The organism is Serratia sp. DD3 (assembly GCF_000496755.2).
Map to the genome: position 1 here is coordinate 19,625 of NZ_AYKS02000091.1, position 19,275 is coordinate 38,899.

Below are 19,275 nucleotides of genomic sequence, written 5' to 3' on the forward strand. Positions count from 1 at the left end.
GGCAATAAAAAAACCGCCGCAGCGGTTTTTTTATTGGTATCACGATCAGATTTTGCAACCCTCACAATCCGCCTCATCCTCAAGGATTTCGGGGACTTCTCTCTCTTTTTGCGCCGCTTTCTGTTCAGCTTTCGCTAATTCGGCATCAATATCAAAATCAAAAATATCATCACTCATCGTAATACCCTCAAGCTAACCCATTTAGGGGGCAATTATAACCAACATCCACTCGGACGCGATCCTTTCAATTCGCTACGGACAACGTTGCGGGCAGATTATCCCGCCTGTTTGGATACGCAAGAACGTAAACATCATAAAAATCGATCTCGCCCTTATTAGCGATAATTTCCTGCATCTGCATTTTTAATGCCATGCTGACAGCAGGTTCATTAAGCAGTTCCTGCACGGCTTGCGGCGACAACGCGCGGGTAAAGTACCACTCTCCGTTGTAGCAGACACGTAAATCCAATACACCAATATCTTCAAAACGGTAAACCGGCTTAATCTCAAACAACAACATGATAAACATCATCAGCACAAAAGCCGTGAAGCCAAAAAACGCCAGCAACCCCAAGTAAGGCACCGGGTACATAACGGCAACCACGGCCAAATAGCCAGCCAACATCGCAAAACACAGATAGCGGTGGTTACGAACAAACTCACTGTTAAAACGTGGCTTGCCGTCACGTCTCTCTTGCTGGTTAATCTGCTCGATTTCTTTCACCAAGATATTTTTGATCGTATCCATTGCGACCGCCTTATACATCAGTCCATCATTACTCTCGCCAATAGCTATCACGCTAACACAACGCCGGTTTAACAAGATAGTACAAAAACGATAACTTCATTAACCCGCTATAAACCGGCGACGCTATCGGCATCGGCATCTATCGCAATCTATCTAGGTGGGATTGTAAAGCAACAGGCAAGCTCTCAGCTTGAATGATTATGGCTATATCAAGCCCTATTCAGTTTCACTGTTCTTGGCCAAATTAGCATCTTTCTGGCGGCGATAATCACGCGCCGCTGGCGGGATTGGGGTCACTTTTCCGGTTTCAATCCAAGTGCGTAAACGGTTGGCATCAGCAAAGTGGGTATATTTACCAAAGGCATCCAACACCACTAATGAAACTGAACGGTTACCGATCATGGTCCGCATAACCAAGCAATGCCCGGCCTGATTGGTAAAACCAGTCTTAGTCAGCTGAATATTCCATTTGGGGTTGTTAATTAAATGGTTGGTATTTCTGAATGGTAAGCTGTAATCAGGATCTTTAAATGTCGCGGTCTGAGATGCGGTGGTACTCAACTGACCAATCAATGGGTATCTTTTACTCGCCAACAGTAATTTGGTCAGATCACGGGCGGTAGAAACATTATGCATCGACAAGCCTGTCGGCTCGACATAACGGGTATTGGTCATGCCTAACGCTTTAGCCTTGGCATTCATCGCTTTGATAAAGGCTTGATAGCCCCCCGGGTAGTGATGTGCCAGACTGGCGGCCGCGCGATTTTCTGACGACATCAATGTCAGCAGCAACATCTCTTTACGGCTTATCTGGCTACTTAAGCGCACACGGGAATGCACCCCTTTCATTTCCGGTGTTTGGCTGATATCCACTGACAGCATTTCATTAAGGGGTAAATGGGCATCCAGGGTCACCATTGCCGTCATCAACTTGGTGATCGAGGCAATCGGCACCACTTTATCGGGGTTACGGGCATAAATCACGTTATGGGTTTGCAAATCCAGCACCATGGCACTACCAGAAGCCAACTCCGGCTGGGTCGCGTGTGATGCACGAGCCTTCTCACTGGCCAGTGCTCGCGGCACTAGACCGGCTCCCATCTGCCAAGCAAGCAGAACTAGAATCAACACTCGGATTTTCACAGATATTTCTCTTTAATTAAAATCGCCACCAACTTATTGCTCTAAATTATAAATGCAGATCATTGAATTAGCACTGTGATTGTGAGCTACTATTTGTGACAAATTCTGTCATGGTATAAGACGTAAAAGCCGCAGATAAACGGCTCTGTAGCCTGACCACGTAAAAGTGACAGGGCTAATGGCCTGATAAGAGCGACGGTAAGGAACAAATATGGCTGATTTAGCCCAATACATTACACAATATGGTTACTGGGCACTGCTGATTGGCTGCCTACTCGAAGGGGAAACCATCACCATGTTAGGTGGTATGGCGGCACACAACGGGTTGTTACACCTGCCGCTGGTGATTGCCGTGGTAGCGATTGGAGGCTCCTTGGGCGATCAGTTACTCTATTTTGCCGGACGCCACTTTGGCGGTCGGGTGATTGCACGCATGAAGAACCAACAAGCACATATTGAACGTGCCCAAAAACTGATTGCCAGTCATCCGATCTTATTCGTGATTGGTGTCCGTTTTATGTATGGCTTTCGTATTATCGGCCCGGTGCTGATCGGTGCCAGTAAGCTCCGCCCCGCGCTCTTCATCCCGCTCAATATTCTGGGAGCGATAATATGGGCACATATTTTTGTGTTTATCGGCTATTTTGGTGGCCAGGCGATCAACCGTTTTCTCGGTGATACCGATAATAAACTGTACAGTCTGTTATTGTGCGCGTTGCTACTGGTTGCCTTTCTGGGGATCCGTCACTGGTGGCGCCGACGCCACCAGCGTTGAGGCTAAACCGTCTATGCGATTAGCGCTTATCTATCAGCCAGGGAACTAAAGCCTAATCCATTACGCTAAATTAATGGCAAATCGCTCGTGCAATATCCTGCGCATTTTTCAGTGTGCGTATTTCGGTAAACAGTTCGCTGGCTTCCTGATACTCCTTGCGCAGATAATTCACCCACTGCTTGATCCGTGCTACATGGTACAAGCCATGGCTGCCCGGATTTTCCAGCGCCAGATACTTTTGCAGTAACAGTGTGACCTGCGGCCAAGGCATCGGGGGATGATTATATTTAATCACCCGGCTTAGGTTGGGAATATTCAGCGCCCCGCGCCCCACCATCAGTGCATCACATCCACTGGCTTGCCGACATGCCTGTGCACTTGGGTGATCCCAAATTTCGCCGTTGGCAATCACCGGGATCGTCAGACGCTGGCGGATCTCGCCAATCTTCTGCCAGTTGATACGCTCGGCTTTATAGCCATCTTCCTTGGTACGACCATGTACAGTGATTTCGTCAGCACCCGCTTGTTGCACCGCGTCAGCGATTTCAAAGCAATGAGCGTCTGAATCCCAGCCTAAACGTACTTTTACCGTGACGGGCAGTTCCACAGGTACCGCTGCCCGGATGGCTTTGGCCCCTTGATAAATCAGTTCAGGATCTTTAAGCAAGGTGGCTCCACCGCCACTGCCATTGACATGTCTGGAGGGGCAACCACAATTTAAATCAATACCATAAGAGCCTAACTCAACCGCTAGAGCGGCATTTTCCGCCAACCACTCGGGGTATTGACCAAGCAGTTGTACGCGCACCGGCGTGCCTGATGCGGTGCGGCTGGCATGATACAGTTCTGGGCATAAGCGATAGAAGACTTTAGCCGGTAGACGTTGATCGACCACCCGCAAAAATTCGGTGATACAGAGGTCGTAATCGTTCACCTCGGTGAGTAATTCCCGTACCAGAGAGTCGAGTACTCCTTCCATCGGAGCCAATAAAACGCGCATACCATCCCCTGCTTTAAAAGAGGCGCAATAATACGGGGAAGAAGGCTGAGCAGGCAAGTGTAAACCTGTCATCAAGCTGCAGCGGTGTTGGCTGCAGCTTGAAAACGGTTATCATTCTGTAGGTTTGCGATTACCAGAGCGGCGCATAGGAGCACCTGAACGCGGTTTACCTTCACCTTGCGGGCGACCTTGACCACCACGATTTTCACGTTGCCCAGCACCACTACGCTGAGCACCAGCAGAACTGCGTGGAGTACCATTATGACCGCGTGGTGCACCGCCGCCTCTGGCCTGACGACCATTGATGATCGGCTCAGCTTTGATGCTAGGGTCTACTTCATAGCCCGGCAACGCAATACGTGGAATTTCACGCTTCAGCAAGCGTTCAATATCACGCAGAAGTTTGTGTTCATCCACACAGACCAGTGAGATAGCCTCACCCGTGCGTTCCGCTCGCCCAGTACGGCCAATACGGTGTACATAATCTTCCGGTACGTTAGGCAGTTCGTAGTTCACCACATGAGGCAACTGATCGATATCCAGGCCACGGGCAGCAATATCAGTGGCCACCAACACGCGAATCTTACCCGCTTTAAAATCTGCCAGTGCTCGGGTGCGAGCGCCTTGGCTTTTGTTGCCATGAATCGCCGCTGCGGTGATACCATCTTTATTCAATTGTTCAGCCAGATGGTTGGCGCCATGTTTGGTACGGTTAAATACCAATACCTGTTTCCAGTCACCTTGGCCAATCATCTGGGAGAGCAGTTCCCGCTTGCGCTTCTTATCGACAAAGTGAACGCTTTGTTCAATCTGCTCAGAAGCGGTATTACGGCGTGCCACTTCAACAGAGGCCGGGTTGTGCAACAATTTGCTGGCCAGTGCCTTAATCTCGTCAGAGAAGGTGGCAGAAAAGAGCAGATTCTGGCGCTTGACTGGCAGCTTGGCCAAGACACGGCGGATATCATGGATAAACCCCATATCCAGCATGCGGTCAGCTTCATCCAGCACCAGAATTTCAATTTTAGACAGGTCAACCGCGTTCTGGTGCTCCAGATCCAGCAGACGGCCCGGTGTTGCCACCAGAATATCGACACCACCACGCAGTTTCATCATCTGCGGGTTGATGCTCACCCCACCAAATACCACCAGCGAACGCAGGCGTAAGTGTTTGCTGTATGATTCAACATTCTCGCCAATCTGAGCGGCCAGCTCACGGGTTGGCGTCAGGATCAGCGCCCGTACCGGGCGGCGGCCTTTAGCCGGATGATCATGGCTGCTGAGTAACTGTAATAACGGCAGGGTAAAACCCGCAGTCTTACCGGTACCAGTCTGGGCGCTAGCCATCAGATCACGGCCTTGTAATACCACCGGGATAGCCTGGCGTTGAATAGGGGTAGGTTCACGGTAGCCCTGCTCTTCAACAGCGCGCAAAATTTCAGCACTTAAGCCGAGTGTTTCAAATGACATAGTAGAGAAAAACTCCAGATCCCCCCTAACCTAAACTAAAGTTCGGTGCAGTTTCCAGGGAGGATTAATCAGACGGGGCATAAGGAAGTGCGCACGCATGTTGTGCAGCCTATTTTCAGCATGACCTCGAGGAATTGGCACAAACTGCAGTGCACCAAGCGATGCAGTGTAACAGATATCCTGCAAGAAAAATAATTTTACCTAACAAATTGCCTGTTACCGTAGCAACGTCCGGTTGCGTAACAATAATTATCCCACCTATTTACAGGCTATCTCTTTAAGCATAAAGTTAATCATATGATTGATTAACTTTGACCGGTACGCTGATGTCATCAATAAAAAATCCCCCCTCAAGCAACTCGCCCCGTGGTGAACAGGCGCGCCAGCAGTTGATCAACGCCGCGATTGAAGTGTTTGGCGAGTATGGCCTCTCGGGTGCAACGACACGGGAAATTGCCCTGCGAGCTGGGCAAAACATCGCCGCAATCACCTATTACTTCAATTCCAAAGAAGGGTTATACCTCGCCGTCGCCCAATGGATTGCCGACTTTATTCAACAAAACTTTCGCCAACAAACGGAAGACGTAGAGCGCTTCTGGTTGCTCCCCCCAGAACAACGCCAACCGGAACATCATCTGTATCATCTCAAAGTGGGGTTACTGGCTTTCAGTACACTGATGACGCAACCACAAACCCTCAATATCAGCAAAATTATGTCTTATGAGCAGTTGTCCCCTACCGAGGCCTATCCACTGATCCACCAACAGGTGATCGCACCACTACACCATTCTTTGTGCCGCCTGTTGGCTGGCTGTACCGGTCTTGATCCGCACTCGACAAAAATAGTGCTGCATACCCATGCCTTGATTGGCGAGGTGCTGGTGTTTCGGGTCGCACGGGAAACCCTGCTACGCCAGGCAAATTGGCAACAGATAGGTGCAGAAGAGGCAACACAGATAGACGTTATGCTGGCCGAGCATATTGAGATCCTGGTGGATGGGTTGTACCAGCGTTACGGTGCAGACCCGCTGTTACACGTCACAACATAAACACTCTGGCAGGGCGTATTATGAACAAGAAGAGAATGACTATCCTCGGGGCGGCAGTGATTTTGATTGCCGCTGCAGCCTATGGATTCTGGTATTACCAACAGCAGCAAGCAAAACCGCTGACGCTGTATGGCAATGTCGATATTCGCACCGTTAACCTGGGTTTCCGCGTTAACGGGCGGTTAGCTACGCTGGCAGTGGATGAAGGGGACCCGGTACAGCCAGGGCAATTACTGGGCAAGTTGGATGATGCCCCTTATCGCAATGCCTTGCAGCAGGCACAGGCGAATGTGGACAGTGCCAGTGCTAACCTGGCGTTGTTGCAAGCGGGCTACCGTGATGAAGAAATAGCCCAGGTCCGTTCGCAGGTTGCCCAGTTGCTCGCCGCCTTTAGCTATGCCGACAGTTTCTACCAACGGCAACAGGGATTATGGGCGAAAAAGGCCACCTCGGCCGATGCACTGGAAGATGCACGCACCTCACGTAATCAGGCACAAGCCAATCTGCAAGCAGCAAAAGATAAACTGGCGCAATATCTCAAGGGTAATCGCCCACAACAGATTGATGAGGCCAAAGCCAACCTGGCTCAAGCCGAAGCAGCTTTAGCGCAGGCTCAGTTGAATCTACAGGATACTACCCTGCTATCCCCCTCAGCCGGTACTGTGATGACGCGGGCGGTAGAGCCTGGCACCATGCTCAATGCCGGGAGCACCGTATTGACGTTATCGCTAACGCACCCGGTATGGGTCCGCGCCTATATCAATGAAACCAGCCTGGGCAAAGCCGTTCCGGGCAGTGAAGTCTGGGTTTATACCGACGGCCAACCCAGCAAACCTTATCACGGCAAAATCGGCTTTGTTTCCCCTACGGCAGAATTTACCCCTAAAAGCGTAGAAACAGCGGATCTGCGCACTGATCTGGTGTATCGCCTACGGATCATCATTACCGATGCCGATGAGGCATTGCGCCAAGGGATGCCAGTTACCGTGCGTTTTTCACAACCGTAAGGAAGCGTGATGACACAGGGACAGACAATTGAACTGGAAGGGGTGGAAAAACGCTTCCCGTCACTGGAAAAACCAGCAGTAGCCAGCCTGACAGCCACTTTGCGCAGTGGTTCAGTCACTGGATTGGTTGGCCCGGACGGTGCGGGTAAAACCACCCTGCTGCGGATGCTGGCGGGCTTGCTAAAACCCAGCAGCGGTAAACTGACCGTTGCCGGGCTGGACCCTATTACTCAAGATCGTCAGTTACATGCCATTCTCGGTTATATGCCACAGAAATTTGGCTTGTATGAAGATCTGAGTGTGATGGAAAACCTGACACTCTACGCTGACCTGCGTGGCGTCACCGGCACTTTGCGCAAGCAAACTTTTGACCAGTTGCTGACATTTACTGATTTGACCCACTTTACCGAGCGGTTGGCGGGCAAACTTTCCGGCGGGATGAAACAGAAGCTGGGGTTAGCCTGTACCCTGGTGGGGCAACCGCAGGTGTTGCTGCTGGATGAACCGGGCGTGGGTGTTGACCCGATTTCTCGCCGTGAATTGTGGCGTATGGTGCATGAGTTGGCCAACGACGGCATGTTAATCCTCTGGAGCACCTCTTACCTGGATGAAGCCGAACAGTGCCGAGACGTGTTGTTGATGAACCAAGGGAAACTACTGTTCAGTGGCGCACCACAAGAACTGACCCAGCGTATGGCCGGGCGCACAATATTAATTGCCGCCCCAACTGGCAGCCACCGCGCCCTATTGCAACGGGCCGTCTGTTTACCCGCTGTCAGCGATGGGGTGATCCAGGGGAAGTATCTGCGGCTGATCGTTAAACCTGGGCAGCAGCACCAGCCTATTTTACAAGCATTGGCGATCCCCAACGCAGAATTAAATGAAACCGAACCCCGCTTTGAAGATGCATTTATCGATCTGCTGGGTGGCGGCCCAAACAGTCAATCCGCATTGGCAGAGATCATGCCTACAGTGGCGGGTAACCATTCAGAAACAGTGATTGAAGCGCAGGAGCTGACCAAAAAATTTGGTAACTTCATCGCCACCGACCAGGTGAATTTTAAAGTAAAGCGTGGTGAAATATTTGGTCTGCTCGGCCCTAACGGCGCAGGTAAATCCACCACCTTTAAAATGATGTGTGGCTTGCTGGTCCCCAGCTCAGGTAAAGCCCTGGTGCTAGGTCTGGATTTGAAAACCAGCTCAGGTAAGGCGCGGCAGCATCTCGGTTATATGGCGCAAAAATTTTCGCTGTACGGTAACCTCACCGTGGCACAAAACCTGAAGTTCTTCTCCGGTGTCTACGGGCTGAGTGGCCAGCAACAGCGGGATAAAATCAACGCCATGTCGGCAGCATTCAACTTTGGTCCGATCCTCAAACAAACACCTGATTCATTACCCCTGGGGTTTAAACAGCGCCTGGCCTTGGCCTGCGCCCTGATGCACGAACCGGATATTCTATTTCTTGATGAACCCACCTCGGGTGTTGATCCACTGACCCGGCGTGAATTTTGGCTGCATATTAATGGCATGGTGGATAAAGGCGTCACCGTGATGGTCACCACCCACTTTATGGATGAGGCTGAATACTGTGACCGCATTGGGTTGGTCTATCACGGCAAAATTATCGCCGCTGGCACACCTGACGCTCTAAAACAGCAGGTCGCCAGCACTGATAACCCCAACCCCTCAATGGAACAGACGTTCATCACCCTGGTGCAAGATTATGATCAGGAGGCAACCGCATGAATAATCAAAGCGCTTTTTCCTGGCGACGTTTGCGCGCCCTGTGCCTCAAAGAAACCCGGCAAATATTGCGCGATCCCAGTAGCGGGCTGATTGCCGTTGTTATTCCCTTGATGCTGTTATTTATCTTTGGCTATGGTATCAACCTGGATTCCAGCAAATTACGGCTGGGGATCCTGATGGAACAACAAAGTGCTGATGCCCGTGATCTGGCGAATGCCTTTGCCGGGTCACCCTATATTCAACCGACGATCAGCGATAACCGACAACAGTTAATTCAAATGATGCAGGCGGGCACTATCCGTGGCCTAGTGGTGATCCCCAACGATTTTGCCGAGCATCTGGCACGCCCCACTGACCCAGCACCGCTACAAGTTATTACTGATGGTAGTCGGCCAACTTTGTACAAGGATATACCCAGGGGGTCTGGCAAATCTGGCAGCAGCAACGCGCCAGTGATCAAGGGCAGACTACCCAGCCGCTGATCGATATTCAGATGCGTTTCTGGTTTAACCCGGCGGCCATTAGCCAGCACTTTATTATTCCCGGCGCCATTACCATTATTATGACGGTGATCGGGGCAATTCTGACTTCACTGGTTATTGCCCGCGAATGGGAACGCGGCACCATGGAAGCGTTGCTTTCAACTCAGGTGACGCGCAGTGAACTGCTACTCTCCAAACTAGTGCCTTACTATTTTCTAGGAATGGGTGCCATGGTGCTGTGCATGGTGGTGGCGGTGTTTGTGCTGGGGGTGCCATTCCGCGGGTCACTGCTGATGTTGTTCCTGATCAGCAGTCTGTTTCTGGCCAGCACGCTCGGCATGGGGTTATTAATCTCCACCATTACCCGCAACCAGTTTAATGCTGCCATGGTGGCCTTGAATGCCGCTTTTCTACCTTCAATTATGCTCTCCGGCTTTATTTTCGAGATCGACAGTATGCCTGCAGTGGTGCGCATGGTGACCTACATCATTCCTGCTCGTTACTTTGTCAGCACACTGCAAACGCTGTTCCTGGCAGGCAATATCACCACGGTATTGATGATTAATCTGCTGTTTTTGATCGCCTCTGCCACGGTGTTTATCGGCCTGACAGCCTGGAAAACCCGGCGGCGGTTAGATTAAGGAGAATGAGAGCTATGTTTCACCGTCTGTGGACGTTGATCGTCAAAGAAATGCAATCACTGCTACGCGACCCGCAAACACGGGCCATTCTGGTGATGCCTGTGCTGCTGCAGGTGTTGTTATTCCCCTTCGCCGCCACGCTGGAAGTGACTAATGCCACTATCGCCGTCTACAGTGAAGACAGTGGCCCTCACTCCATTGAACTGACTCAGCGCTTAGCCAAAACCCAAGCCTTTTCTCAGGTTTTGTTGCTACGTAATCCTCAGCAGATCAGAACCACCATCGACAACCAACAGGCCCTGTTGCTGGTGCGTTTTCCTGCGGATTTCTCGCGCAACATCGCCAATGGCCATTCAGCATCACTGCAGTTGATCCTGGATGGGCGTAACTCGAACAGTGCGCAAATTGCTGCTAACTATGTGCAGCAGATTGTGCAAAATTATCAGAATGAATTGCTCGGTTCACAGCTCAAACCCAATAACAGCGAATTGGTGGTGCGTAACTGGTACAACCCGAATCTGAATTACAAATGGTTCGTGGTACCTTCATTAATCGCCATGATCACCACCATTGGCGTGATGATCGTTACTTCACTGTCAGTGGCGCGCGAACGTGAGCAAGGTACATTGGAGCAGTTGCTGGTTTCCCCGTTAACCACCTGGCAGATTTTTATCGGCAAAGCAGTACCCGCACTGGTTGTGGCCACCTTCCAGGCTTCTATCGTGCTGCTTATTGGGATCTTTGCCTACCAAATCCCGTTCGCTGGTTCACTACTGCTGTTTTACGCCACTATGCTGATTTACGGGCTTTCACTGGTGGGGTTTGGGCTGCTGATTTCTTCACTGTGTGCCACACAACAGCAGGCATTTATCGGGGTGTTTGTCTTTATGATGCCAGCCATACTGCTTTCCGGTTATGTCTCGCCGGTTGAGAATATGCCCATTTGGCTGCAACATTTCACCTGGGTAAACCCTATCCGGCACTTTACCGACATCACCAAACAGATCTATCTGAAAGATGCCAGCTTTTCCATTATCTGGCATAGCTTATGGCCACTTTTGGTGATCACCGCCACCACTGGCAGCGGTGCCTACGCCCTGTTCCGGCGCAAAATTACGTAACACAGGTGCATTAGCGACAAGCGCAACAAGATTTAAAGCATAGAGGGAATAACGGGGGCTTAATGCTGGCTCCAGTCCTCAATAGTCAGCCCCGGAACTCGCTCAAATTCACGCTTATTATTGGTCACCAGGATAGCCCCCACGGCCAGTGCATGCCCGGCAATCGCAGTGTCATTGGGCCCAATCGGCTTTCCCGCTGCTGCCAATACGGTCTTGACCTCCGTGGTGGCATCAACGGCAGCCTGGTCCCACGGCAGCACCGCATCAAGGCGGGCACAAAAGGCATCAACCAGTTTTATATGCCTAGGAGACGCTTTTTTGCCGATAGCACCAAAGCGCATTTCAGCATAGGTAATGGCCGATACCACAATGCGGTGACGCCGCAGCACCGTCTGTTCAAGACGTTGCAAAAGTAACTTCGGTTGCTCGCGCATGATAAAAGAGCAAATGTTGGTATCCAACATGTAGGTTCTACTCATAACACAATGCGTCCTTCGTCACTGATAATATCCTCACGATCCGCCATAAAGTCTGAGTCGGCGATTTCTTTCTGCGACAACGAACTCCAGGTCGGTCTGACAGGTCGTAAGATAATAGCGTCCCCTTCCCGGATAATCTCCAACTCGTTAACGCCTTCAAAATCCAGATCGCGGGGAAGACGAATAGCTCGGTTATTACCATTTCTAAATACAGATACTGTTCGCATTTTCTTCTCCTGCCCAGTTGAGCGTTATTATCATTGATTGCATGATCTAGATGCAGATGCCTGACATATGCATAGGTAAAGTATATGCTGATAATTGACCGATGTACACCTAGGACTGGTTGAAAAGGTAACAACGGGAATTATGCGGTTAGGACGACTGGCGGCACTGGCAGGAGGAGATAAAAGGATAAGGCGCTGCGTGCAGCGCCTTCGGTGATCATTAGCGGCGATTGCCGAAAATACGCAATAACATCAGGAACAGGTTGATAAAATCCAGGTACAAGGTTAATGCACCCACAATGGAGTACTTACGGAAGTTATCTCTATCATCCGGATTCAACTGTTCACCCAACGCTTTCAATTTTTGCGTGTCATAAGCCGTCAGGCCGACAAAGATCAACACGCCAATATAGGTGACCGCCCACATCAATGCAGGGCTTTTCAGCCAGATATTAACCAAGGAAGCCAGAATAATGCCGATCAACCCCATAAACAGCATGCTGCCCAAACCGCTCAGATCACGCTTAGTGGTATAGCCATATAGGCTCATGGCACCAAACATACCGGCGGTGACTACAAACGTTACTGCTATCGACTCGCCGGTATATTGCAACAGAATCATCGACAATGTTAACCCGGTTAATGCCGAGTAGAGCATAAACAGCCCGGTAGCCATGGACCCACTCAAGCGATTAACCATGCCGGAAATAACAAACACCAACCCGAGTTGCGCGATAACCAGACCAAAGAAAGTGAGCTGACTTGAAAAGATAAAACTGATAATTGCTGGCGTACTTGCTGCATACCAAGCAACAAACGCCGTTAACAGCAAACCACAGGTCATCCAGCCATAGACTTGCGCCATATAAGCCTGAATGCCACTGTTGGCACGTTCAACAATTGAACCATTACGTGGATATCGGTCCATGACGGTTACCTTTAAAGTTAAGCCAAGTTATGGGGAATATCCCCGGTCATTGATAAGCGTATCACAGAAATTGCAACACTAAACCAGCATCAGTCAGGTATATTTTGCTTATGGCACACTCAATTACCAGCGCTTGGCAGCCTGTTGATCGGAGTCACGGGCTTCTACCCAGCGCTCACCCTGCCCGGTCGCTTCACGTTTCCAGAAAGGTGCACGCGTTTTCAAATAATCCATAATAAACTCAGCAGCATCAAACGCTTCACTACGGTGTGCGCCACTCACCCCAACAAACACAATTTCATCGCCGGGGAACAGATCACCTACACGGTGGATTACCGTTACTCGCTGCAATGACCAGCGAGAACGAGCTTGAGCCACAATCTCGCCAAGCGCCTTTTCTGTCATGCCAGGGTAATGTTCCAGCGACAAAGCGCTCACCTGATCGCCGAGGTTATGATTACGCACCTTGCCCGTAAAAGTGACAACGGCACCGTCATCATTACATTCGGCCAACCATGGGTACTCTTCGCCGACACTAAAGGGTGCCGCGCCCACACGAATACGCGTATTGTCCATTGTTAACCCCCGGTAACCGGCGGGAAGAAAGCCACTTCATCCCCAGCTTTCAACGGGTGTTCCGGGCCCACCAGCGACTGATTAACCGCCGTTAATAATTTGCCAGGCTCAAGGGCCAAAGCCCAACGCTCACCACGTTCACATAACGACTGGCGCAGGTCTTCCACCGTAGTGTATTGCGCAGGTACACTCAGCGTACTGGTGCCCACCAGTTCCCGGACCTGAGCAAAAAACAGTATGTTAATCATGCTCCCGCCTTAAAATCACCGGATTTACCGCCACTTTTCGTCAGCAACCGCACCGGGCCAATCACCATGTCTTTTTGCACCGCTTTGCACATATCATAGATAGTCAACGCCGCTACAGATGCCGCCGTCAGCGCTTCCATTTCTACCCCGGTTTTCCCGGTCAAACGGCAGCAGGTTTCAATACGCACACGATTAAACTCCACCTGGGCCTCAAGCTGGACCTCGACCTTACTCAACATCAGCGGATGACACAGGGGGATCAGTTCCCAGGTACGCTTCGCTGCCTGAATGGCGGCAATACGGGCGGTAGCAAATACGTCCCCTTTATGGTGGCGTCCATCAACAATCATCGCCAGCGTGGCGGCCTGCATTTCAACATAGGCCTCGGCACGGGCTTCGCGCACCGTCTCCGCTTTGGCTGAAACGTCCACCATATGCGCTTCACCAGCAGCATTAATATGTGTTAACTGCGTCATAAATTACTTCTTCAAATGGGGTAAAAAATTACATGGGCGATGGCGTGCGTCCAACTGCTCGGCAATGATGCGTTGCCAAGCAGTACGGCAGGCACGAGTGGAACCCGGCATGGCGAAAATTACCGTCTGATTGGCCATCCCCGCCAATGCACGCGACTGAATCGCCGCAGTGCCAATCTCTTCAAATGAGAGCGTGCGGAACAGTTCGCCAAACCCTTCTACCTGGCGATCAAACAGGGGCAATAACGCCTCGGGGGTATTGTCGCCCCCCGTAAAGCCAGTGCCGCCATTGATCAACACCACCTGCACTTCGTCGCTGGCAATCCACACACTCACCAGCGCACGGATCTGATAGATATTGTCTTTCACCAAGGCACGCGTCACCACATGATGCCCCGCCTGTTCTGCGGCTTCCTGTAGATATTGACCGGAGGTATCTTCCGCTTCAGTGCGGCGGTCGGTAACGGTGAGAATGGCAATGTTTGCCGGAATGAATTCACTACTGACCTGGCTCATGGCGAGTTTGCTCCCCTAACGTAAATACGCTGCATGTTAAATCAACTTGAGCTTAGGTGGCGTTCAACCGCCAATAAACGATAAATTTGGTGTGATACCGCTGTTACCCTGATGCAGGAAGTGACTCTGTTTTTTGGCTTGCAAACCACTGTGAATACGCATTTTCAACTGAGTCAGTTGGCTGTCATCGGCCAACAAATCACGCAGCGGTATACCTTGTTCACCAAATAAGCACAAATGTAGATTGCCAATGGCTGAAACCCGCAGGCGGTTACAGGTAGTACAGAAATCTTTTTCATAGGGCATGATCAAGCCAATTTCACCCTGATAATCGGGATGGCTAAAGACCTGAGCTGGGCCATCATGAGTGCCCCTTGGCTGTTGCTGCCATCCCTGTTGCTGCAGTTGCTGGCGGATGATAGCGCCGGAAATATGGCGCTGGCGGAACAACTGGCTACCTTCGCCGGTTTCCATTAATTCAATAAACCGCAGTTGGATTGGCCGATGTTTGATCCAAGCAAGGAAACTGGCCAACTTTTGGTGATTAATATCGCGCATCAGCACGGTATTCACTTTTACCCGCTGGTAACCCGCTGCAAAGGCGGCATCAATGCCATCCATCACCTGGCGAAACTTGTCCTGACCGGTAATTGCCTGGAACTGACGCGGGTCAAGGCTATCAACACTGACATTAATTGCCGTGAGGCCGGCATCACGCCAACTCGCCACATCACGCGCCAAACGGTAACCATTGGTAGTTACCGCCAAGGTGCGAATTGCCGGGTTTTCACGCACAGCAGCGATGATCTCGGTAAAATCACGGCGTAAAGAGGGTTCGCCCCCTGTCAGGCGGACTTTTTCAGTCCCCAACTCAGCGAATACACGGCTGACACGGCGGATTTCATCTAAAGAGAGGAATGTTTTCGGGCTACCACTGGGTTTATAACCCTCGGGCAAGCAGTAAGTGCAACGAAAGTTGCATACATCGGTGATCGACAGACGCAAATAGTAAAATTTGCGCTCAAAAGCATCTATAAGTTGCGGTACCATAACACCTTCCAAATACGGGAGATGCGAGCGTTTCCACTCTGCACCCTGGTGGCTGACATCGCCACGGCCAAGATACCTTATTGCGTGTAAAACAACTTAGGTAGCAAGGCTAGGAGTTTGAGTTCCCTTCCATTCACTGCAAATATAACTGGAACGAAACCGTGGTTTTTTCAGGATTCTAGCGCTAAACAGCGGTGATACCAATGAGTAATTTCGATATATAGCTGTTTACACAACGCTTTTTTAGCGTCCCAAACACTGATAATCATCATAACCGGTTGTTAGCAGGATGAATTGACCGGAATCACGCAAATCGCACTCTAGATCGTGTTTTGCAGCCAAATCCGCTACCCTATGCAGGTTGTTTCTCTCCCCAGAGCTAAGGAGTTTTATGCGTAACCGTACCCTCGCTGATCTTGACAGAGTCGTGGCACTCGGTGGTGGTCATGGTCTTGGCCGTGTCATGTCAGCGTTGTCGTCATTAGGCTCCCGCTTAACCGGTATCGTCACCACCACGGATAATGGCGGGTCCACTGGTCGTATCCGTCGTTCTGAAGGGGGGATTGCCTGGGGAGATACGCGTAACTGCCTCAATCAACTGATTACCGAGCCGAGTATCGCGTCAGCCATGTTTGAGTATCGTTTCAGTGGTAATGGCGAATTGGCTGGTCATAACCTAGGGAATTTGATGCTAAAATCCCTCGATCACCTTAGCGTGCGTCCATTGGAGGCGATTAATCTGGTGCGCAACCTGTTAAGGGTGGATGCCGCGTTAATCCCCATGTCAGAGCAACCGGTAGATCTCATGGCCAATGACCATGAAGGCCACCCAGTGTATGGTGAAGTCAATATTGACCAACTGACTCAGATGCCACAAGAGTTACTGCTCTCCCCCCCGGTACATGCCACACGCGAAGCGGTAGAAGCCATCGCGCAAGCAGATTTGATCCTGATTGGCCCCGGTAGTTTTCTCACCAGCCTGATGCCGCTATTGCTGCTTGATGAACTGACACAAGCCTTACGGCGCAGTAGTGCCAATATGGTCTACATCGGTAATCTGGGGCGGGAACTCAGTGTGGCTGCCGCTGCCCTGAAACTGCAAGATAAACTGGCACTGATGGAAGAGAAAATTGGCCGTAAAATGATTGACGCGGTGGTGGTTGGCCCAGCAGTGAATACCGACCACGTTCAAGACCGCATTGTCATCAAGCAGCCTCTGGAAGCCAGCGATATCCCTTACCGCCATGATCGCCAATTACTGCGCCAGGCGCTGGATCAGGTTTTAGTGCAACTGGCGGCTCGCCGTTAATCTCCGGGTAGCAGGGCGAACTGCTACCTGCTACCTGCTACCTGCTACCTGCTACCGGCGTCAAGCTGGCAAGCTGGCAAGCAAAATCACGACAGCGCAATAAATTGCGCGCGCAACTGGTGAATTTCATCACGCAGTGCGGCAGCTTGTTCGAACTCCAGGTTCTGTGCATGGGTATACATGCGGGCTTCCAGCACCTGAATTTGTTGTTCCAACGCTTTTGGTGTGAGATGTTGATATTGCGCACTGCTCTCTGCCGCCTTGTTTTTCCCTTTGTGCTTGCCCCGTGTACTGGGCTGCCCCAACTGTAAAATATCGCCAATTTTTTTGTTCAATCCGGTTGGCACAATGCCATTGGCTTGGTTGTGGGCTTGCTGTTTGACGCGCCGACGCTCTGTTTCGCCAATCGCTTTCGCCATGGAGTCAGTTATTCTGTCACCGTAAAGGATCGCCTTACCATTAAGATTACGTGCCGCACGGCCGATGGTCTGAATCAAAGAACGTTCAGAACGCAGGAACCCTTCTTTATCCGCATCCAGGATCGCCACCAATGACACTTCGGGCATGTCCAGCCCTTCCCTCAACAGGTTGATGCCCACCAGCACATCAAACTCCCCCAAACGCAAATCACGAATAATTTCTACACGTTCCACCGTATCAATATCCGAATGCAGGTAACGTACGCGCTCACCGTGCTCTTCAAGATAGTCGGTTAAATCTTCCGCCATCCGCTTGGTGAGTGTGGTGACCAGCACCCGTTCATTGACAGCAGCACGCAGACGAATTTCTGAAAGCAGATCGTCAACCTGAGTCGTAACCGGGCGAACTTCCACCACGGGATCGAGCAACCCGGTCGGGCGCACCACTTGATCGATAATGTCACCGCCGGATTTTTCCAGCTCATATTTACCCGGGGTCGCAGAAACATAGATTGTCTGTGGTGCCAGCGCTTCAAACTCTTCGAAACGAAGTGGCCGGTTATCCAGTGCTGAAGGCAAGCGAAAACCATATTCCACCAAGGTCTCTTTGCGTGAGCGATCGCCTTTGTACATGCCGCCAATTTGCGGAATAGTGACGTGAGATTCGTCCACCACCAGTAAGCCGTCTGCGGGTAGGTAGTCGAACAGCGTGGGGGGAGGATCACCTTCTCCCCGCCCAGAGAGATAACGTGAATAGTTTTCAATACCCGAGCAATAGCCCAATTCGTTCATCATCTCCAAATCAAACTGGGTACGTTGCGATAAACGCTGCTCTTCCAGCAGTTTGTTATTCGCCAGCAACACCTTGCGCCGCTGTGCTAATTCCAGTTTGATCTCCTCCATGGCCTGCACAATGCGTTCCCGGGGGGTAACATAGTGAGATTTGGGGTAGATGGTGAAACGGGGTACGGTTTGTTCAACCTGACCGGTGAGCGGGTCAAACAGTGACAGACGTTCGACCTCGTCATCGAACAACTCCACCCGCAAAGCCAGCTCATCGGATTCCGCAGGGAATATATCAATCACTTCCCCACGCACCCGGAAGGTGGCTCGCTGGAAAGCCTGATCATTACGGGTATATTGCAATTCCGCCAGCCGCCGCAGAATCGATCGTTGATCGATGATCATCCCTTTGGTGAGGTGCAGCATCATCTTCAGATAAAGATCCGGATCCCCCAGGCCGTAGATCGCAGAAACCGAGGCCACCACCACCACGTCACGCCGCTCCAGCAGCGCTTTGGTGGCCGACAGGCGCATTTGCTCAATATGTTCGTTTACCGAGGCATCCTTCTCGATAAAGGTATCAGAACTCGGTACGTAAGCTTCCGGCTGATAGTAATCGTAGTAGGAGACAAAATACTCCACTGCATTCTCGGGGAAAAACTCTTTCATCTCACCATAGAGCTGCGCCGCCAGCGTCTTGTTCGGTGCCAGCACCATGGTGGGGCGGTTGAGGTCCGCTATCACATTGGCAATGGTGAACGTTTTGCCCGAACCGGTTACCCCCAGCAACGTCTGGTGTGCCAAGCCATCTTCCAGCCCCATTTCCAGCTTGCGGATCGCTTCCGGCTGATCACCGGCTGGTTTGAATTCTGAATGCAGTTTGAAATGTTTGCTCATATCCCCTTCATCTTTCAATTTGCCAAGGCCACAACATGCCGCCAGGAATCAGCTGTCACTTACCCATATTACTGGATATAAAAACAGCCTCCAACACATTTATCTTTAAGTGCATTCCAGTCACTGACAAGGTAGGAACTTTCTGATTGTCAATCGTCATGTTATCCCCAGAACATATCATAAATTAA

20 protein-coding genes, 1 pseudogene and 1 riboswitch are annotated in these 19,275 nt (G+C 50.9%); of the genes and pseudogenes, 7 read left to right on the forward strand and 14 right to left on the reverse strand.

What is annotated here, in order from left to right; genetic code table 11:
- Positions 1–45 precede the first annotated feature (45 nt).
- The 3 genes from IO95_RS26345 to pbpG form a co-directional block, all read right to left on the reverse strand.
- Positions 46–177 carry a hypothetical protein gene (locus tag IO95_RS26345; RefSeq protein WP_023490093.1) on the reverse strand — a complete coding sequence of 44 codons (132 nt, stop codon included), beginning with the start codon at positions 175–177 and terminating at the stop codon, positions 46–48.
- Positions 178–244: 67 nt separating this feature from the next.
- A complete protein-coding gene (locus IO95_RS18290; protein ID WP_023490094.1) occupies positions 245–748 on the reverse strand; it encodes a YlaC family protein in 504 nt (167 codons plus the stop codon).
- Between the two features lie 216 nt (positions 749–964).
- A complete protein-coding gene (gene pbpG / locus IO95_RS18295) occupies positions 965–1,897 on the reverse strand; it encodes a D-alanyl-D-alanine endopeptidase (RefSeq protein WP_037386486.1) in 933 nt (310 codons plus the stop codon).
- A 205-nt stretch (positions 1,898–2,102) separates the two neighbouring features.
- Between pbpG and IO95_RS18300 the strand changes: the two genes are divergently transcribed.
- The gene (locus IO95_RS18300) at positions 2,103–2,666 is read left to right on the forward strand and encodes a DedA family protein (protein WP_023490096.1); all 564 of its coding nucleotides are present in this window, start codon (positions 2,103–2,105) and stop codon (positions 2,664–2,666) included.
- 70 nt (positions 2,667–2,736) lie between these two features.
- On the opposite strand, the gene dusC is transcribed toward IO95_RS18300, so the two are convergent.
- Both dusC and rhlE read right to left on the reverse strand, forming a co-directional pair.
- A complete protein-coding gene (gene dusC / locus IO95_RS18305) occupies positions 2,737–3,666 on the reverse strand; it encodes a tRNA dihydrouridine(16) synthase DusC (RefSeq protein ID WP_023490097.1) in 930 nt (309 codons plus the stop codon).
- A 111-nt stretch (positions 3,667–3,777) separates the two neighbouring features.
- A complete protein-coding gene (gene rhlE, locus IO95_RS18310; RefSeq protein WP_023490098.1) occupies positions 3,778–5,133 on the reverse strand; it encodes an ATP-dependent RNA helicase RhlE in 1,356 nt (451 codons plus the stop codon).
- Between the two features lie 326 nt (positions 5,134–5,459).
- Here rhlE and cecR point away from each other — a divergent pair, with 326 nt between their 5' ends.
- The 5 genes and pseudogenes from cecR (at position 5,460) to IO95_RS18335 (ending at position 11,179) form a co-directional block, all read left to right on the forward strand.
- On the forward strand, positions 5,460–6,182 hold the full coding sequence (gene cecR, locus IO95_RS18315; RefSeq protein ID WP_023490099.1) for a transcriptional regulator CecR: 723 nt from the start codon (positions 5,460–5,462) through the stop codon (positions 6,180–6,182).
- 20 nt (positions 6,183–6,202) lie between these two features.
- The gene (gene hlyD / locus IO95_RS18320; RefSeq protein WP_023490100.1) at positions 6,203–7,189 is read left to right on the forward strand and encodes a secretion protein HlyD; all 987 of its coding nucleotides are present in this window, start codon (positions 6,203–6,205) and stop codon (positions 7,187–7,189) included.
- Positions 7,190–7,198: 9 nt separating this feature from the next.
- Positions 7,199–8,935: an ATP-binding cassette domain-containing protein gene (locus IO95_RS18325; protein WP_023490101.1), complete on the forward strand. Its 1,737-nt coding sequence runs from the start codon at positions 7,199–7,201 to the stop codon at positions 8,933–8,935.
- Positions 8,932–10,058, forward strand: a pseudogene (locus tag IO95_RS18330) (ABC transporter permease). The gene IO95_RS18325 and the pseudogene IO95_RS18330 overlap by 4 nt, the downstream one beginning before the upstream one ends.
- A gap of 14 nt (positions 10,059–10,072) precedes the next feature.
- Positions 10,073–11,179 carry an ABC transporter permease gene (locus IO95_RS18335; protein WP_023490104.1) on the forward strand — a complete coding sequence of 369 codons (1,107 nt, stop codon included), beginning with the start codon at positions 10,073–10,075 and terminating at the stop codon, positions 11,177–11,179.
- Positions 11,180–11,238: 59 nt separating this feature from the next.
- On the opposite strand, the gene IO95_RS18340 is transcribed toward IO95_RS18335, so the two are convergent.
- From IO95_RS18340 to moaA, 8 genes are all read right to left on the reverse strand, one after another.
- A complete protein-coding gene (locus IO95_RS18340) occupies positions 11,239–11,658 on the reverse strand; it encodes a type II toxin-antitoxin system VapC family toxin (RefSeq protein WP_023490105.1) in 420 nt (139 codons plus the stop codon).
- Complete coding sequence (vapB, locus tag IO95_RS18345; RefSeq protein WP_023490106.1) at positions 11,655–11,885, reverse strand: type II toxin-antitoxin system VapB family antitoxin; 231 nt, start codon at positions 11,883–11,885, stop codon at positions 11,655–11,657. Before vapB ends, IO95_RS18340 begins: the two co-directional genes overlap by 4 nt.
- Positions 11,886–12,105: 220 nt before the next feature.
- Positions 12,106–12,813 carry a Bax inhibitor-1/YccA family protein gene (locus IO95_RS18350; RefSeq protein ID WP_037386489.1) on the reverse strand — a complete coding sequence of 236 codons (708 nt, stop codon included), beginning with the start codon at positions 12,811–12,813 and terminating at the stop codon, positions 12,106–12,108.
- 123 nt (positions 12,814–12,936) lie between these two features.
- Positions 12,937–13,389 carry a molybdopterin synthase catalytic subunit MoaE gene (gene moaE / locus IO95_RS18355; RefSeq protein ID WP_023489228.1) on the reverse strand — a complete coding sequence of 151 codons (453 nt, stop codon included), beginning with the start codon at positions 13,387–13,389 and terminating at the stop codon, positions 12,937–12,939.
- A 2-nt stretch (positions 13,390–13,391) separates the two neighbouring features.
- On the reverse strand, positions 13,392–13,637 hold the full coding sequence (gene moaD, locus IO95_RS18360) for a molybdopterin synthase sulfur carrier subunit (protein ID WP_023489227.1): 246 nt from the start codon (positions 13,635–13,637) through the stop codon (positions 13,392–13,394).
- Positions 13,634–14,113, reverse strand: a complete 480-nt coding sequence (moaC, locus tag IO95_RS18365) for a cyclic pyranopterin monophosphate synthase MoaC (RefSeq protein WP_023489226.1) — start codon at positions 14,111–14,113, stop codon at positions 13,634–13,636. The genes moaD and moaC overlap by 4 nt, the downstream gene beginning before the upstream one ends.
- 3 nt (positions 14,114–14,116) lie before the next feature.
- Complete coding sequence (gene moaB / locus IO95_RS18370; RefSeq protein WP_023489225.1) at positions 14,117–14,629, reverse strand: molybdenum cofactor biosynthesis protein B; 513 nt, start codon at positions 14,627–14,629, stop codon at positions 14,117–14,119.
- Positions 14,630–14,692: 63 nt separating this feature from the next.
- Complete coding sequence (gene moaA / locus IO95_RS18375) at positions 14,693–15,679, reverse strand: GTP 3',8-cyclase MoaA (RefSeq protein ID WP_023489224.1); 987 nt, start codon at positions 15,677–15,679, stop codon at positions 14,693–14,695.
- A riboswitch (molybdenum cofactor riboswitch) is annotated at positions 15,666–15,807 on the reverse strand. (Overlaps the previous gene by 14 nt.)
- A 263-nt stretch (positions 15,808–16,070) precedes the next feature.
- On the opposite strand from moaA, the gene yvcK reads away from it, so the two are divergent.
- Positions 16,071–16,988 (forward strand): uridine diphosphate-N-acetylglucosamine-binding protein YvcK, encoded by a 918-nt coding sequence (gene yvcK / locus IO95_RS18380; protein WP_023489223.1) that lies wholly within the window; start codon positions 16,071–16,073, stop codon positions 16,986–16,988.
- An 86-nt stretch (positions 16,989–17,074) separates the two neighbouring features.
- Here yvcK and uvrB read toward each other — a convergent pair whose 3' ends face one another.
- Positions 17,075–19,087, reverse strand: coding sequence for an excinuclease ABC subunit UvrB (uvrB, locus tag IO95_RS18385; protein ID WP_023489222.1), 2,013 nt, complete (start codon positions 19,085–19,087; stop codon positions 17,075–17,077).
- Positions 19,088–19,275: the final 188 nt, after the last annotated feature.